The following is a 1,959-nucleotide window of genomic DNA, read 5'->3' on the forward strand; positions in this document are numbered from 1 at the left end:
TCCTCGCGTCCGGCACGGGCGTAGAGCTCGTCGGCGAGGGAGAAGACGTCGCGGTGCCGGCACTCGGCCGCGGCGCGGTCCGTGAGGCCCCCGTCCTCCAGGACGGCGGCGATCTCCAGGGGGTCCACGGCGCGGGCGCACAGCCCGTGGTGGCGGTGCAGGAGGGCCTTCACCGGGTCGGTGCGGGGGGCGGCTATGCCGGCGGCGGCCGGTGCGCCGCCGTCCCTCAGGGGCGTGGTCATGGGCGCCCTGCCCAGGTCGGTGAGGACTGGCGCGGCGTGAGGTCGATCGGTGCGCGGGCTTCCGCGGCGCGGGAGAAGGGGACGGAGGGGTCGGCGGCGTCCTCGCGGGCGGGGGCGCGGGACATGAGCTCGAGATAGATGCCGTGGAAGTCCGTCACGTGCCTTTCGGTGGTGAAGAGTTCGAGCGCGCGGGCGCGGGCCGCGGCGCCGAGTCTGGCTCTTCGGCCGGGGTCGTGCAGCAGCTCCAGGCAGCCCTCGGCGAGGGCGCCGGGGTCGCGCGGCGGGACGACGAGGCCCGTGCCGCCGATGACTTCGCGGACGGTGGCGCAGTCCGGTGCGACGGTGGCGCGGCCGCAGAGCATGGCCTCGACGAGCGGCAGCGGGAAGGCCTCCGCGCCGCCGGCGAGGACGACCACGGTGCCGGAGGCGTAGGTGTCGGGGGTCGCCTCGGGGGCGTAGGAGACGCCGGAGGCGGGCTGGACGCCGGGCAGCGGGGGCTCGGCGATCCGCAGCTGCACCTCGGGCTCGGCCCGGCGCAGGGCCGCGAGGGCCTCCCACAGGAAGGGGTCGGCGTTGCCGCCGGCCCACAGGACGGTCCGGCCGTCGTCCGTGCCGTCGTCGCCGGCCTCGGCCCGCTCCCCCACGCCCTCGTAGGGACCGGGGTCGAGGCCGGGGTGCACGGTGCGCAGCCGTGCGGGGTCGGCGCCGCAGCGCTCCTGCCAGCGCCGCACCTGGGCGTCGCCGGAGGTGATGAGGTCGGCGCCGGCGTAGATCTCGGCGGTCAGCTGCCGGTGGAAGGCGGACAGCAGGGTGCGGACGGGCAGGGAGAGGCCGGCGGCGCTGGCGGCGCTGTTGAGGTAGTAGGCGCGCAGGCGCACCTCGTACTCGGTGACGAGGAAGGGGGTGCCGAAGAAGCGTTTGGCCAGCAGCCCCGGGAGGGCGGCGGGGCCGGCGGTGGTGGCGTGGCACAGATCGACGCCGGCGAGCCCGCGGTCCGTGCCGGTGCCGTACCAGTCGAGGGACAGGGGGCGCAGTGCGCGCTCCAGGAGGGCGGTGACGGCGAGGAGGTCGGCGACGCGGATGCCGTAGGCCGCGGGGTGGGACCCGGGGGTGCGGCAGGCGGTCTCCAGGATGCGCAGGGCCTGTTCGGAGCGGAGGGCCGAGCCGAGGCCGCCGGCGTCGCGGGCGAGGTCGGCGAGACCGTGCAGGGCATCGGCGAAACGGTACGCCTGGTCTCTGCGGTCGTCGGGTCCGGGCTCGACGGTGGCGGTCAGCGCCTCGGCCAGCCCGGCGAAATAGGCGCCGAAGCGGCGCCGTTCCCGGCGCCCGTACGAGCGGTGCGCGCCCCCCACGGCCCCGGCCGGATCCCCCCACAGGGGAGCCGTCCGCACGCGCCGGACGTGCTCCGGCAGATCGCACCAGCCGCCCGCGTCCTGCCGTGCGCGCCGGCTCAGGGCGCAGATCTCGAAGTCGTGCCCGGGCAGCCCCCGCACGAGCCGGTCGCACCACTGGCCACCCTCACCCGAGGCATACGGATACCCACCCTCCGTAAGGAGTCCCACGCGCACGCACGCACCCCCGTCTGTCCCTTGTGGTCGCCCTCTTGCGGCCCGTGACCGCCGGACCGCAGCGGAAGCACGCTATGCGGGCTCGCCCGTGGCGGGGGGGGGGGGGGGGGGGGGGGGGGGGGGGGGGGGGGGGGGGGGGGGGGGGGGGG

The 1,959-nt window shown here is 77.3% G+C and carries 1 protein-coding gene and 1 pseudogene; both read right to left on the reverse strand.

Annotated elements, in window-relative coordinates; translation table 11 throughout:
- A pseudogene (locus V7793_RS37005) lies at positions 1-242 on the reverse strand (hypothetical protein); the annotation flags it as partial.
- Positions 239-1,804 carry a DUF3492 domain-containing protein gene (locus tag V7793_RS37010; RefSeq protein ID WP_336014066.1) on the reverse strand — a complete coding sequence of 522 codons (1,566 nt, stop codon included), beginning with the start codon at positions 1,802-1,804 and terminating at the stop codon, positions 239-241. The gene V7793_RS37010 and the pseudogene V7793_RS37005, both read right to left, overlap by 4 nt.
- Between the last annotated feature and the right edge of the window lie 155 nt (positions 1,805-1,959).

Origin of the sequence: Streptomyces sp. KLMMK (genome assembly GCF_036961605.1) — a bacterium.
GTDB classification, from domain to species: Bacteria; Actinomycetota; Actinomycetes; order Streptomycetales; family Streptomycetaceae; genus Streptomyces; species Streptomyces telluris.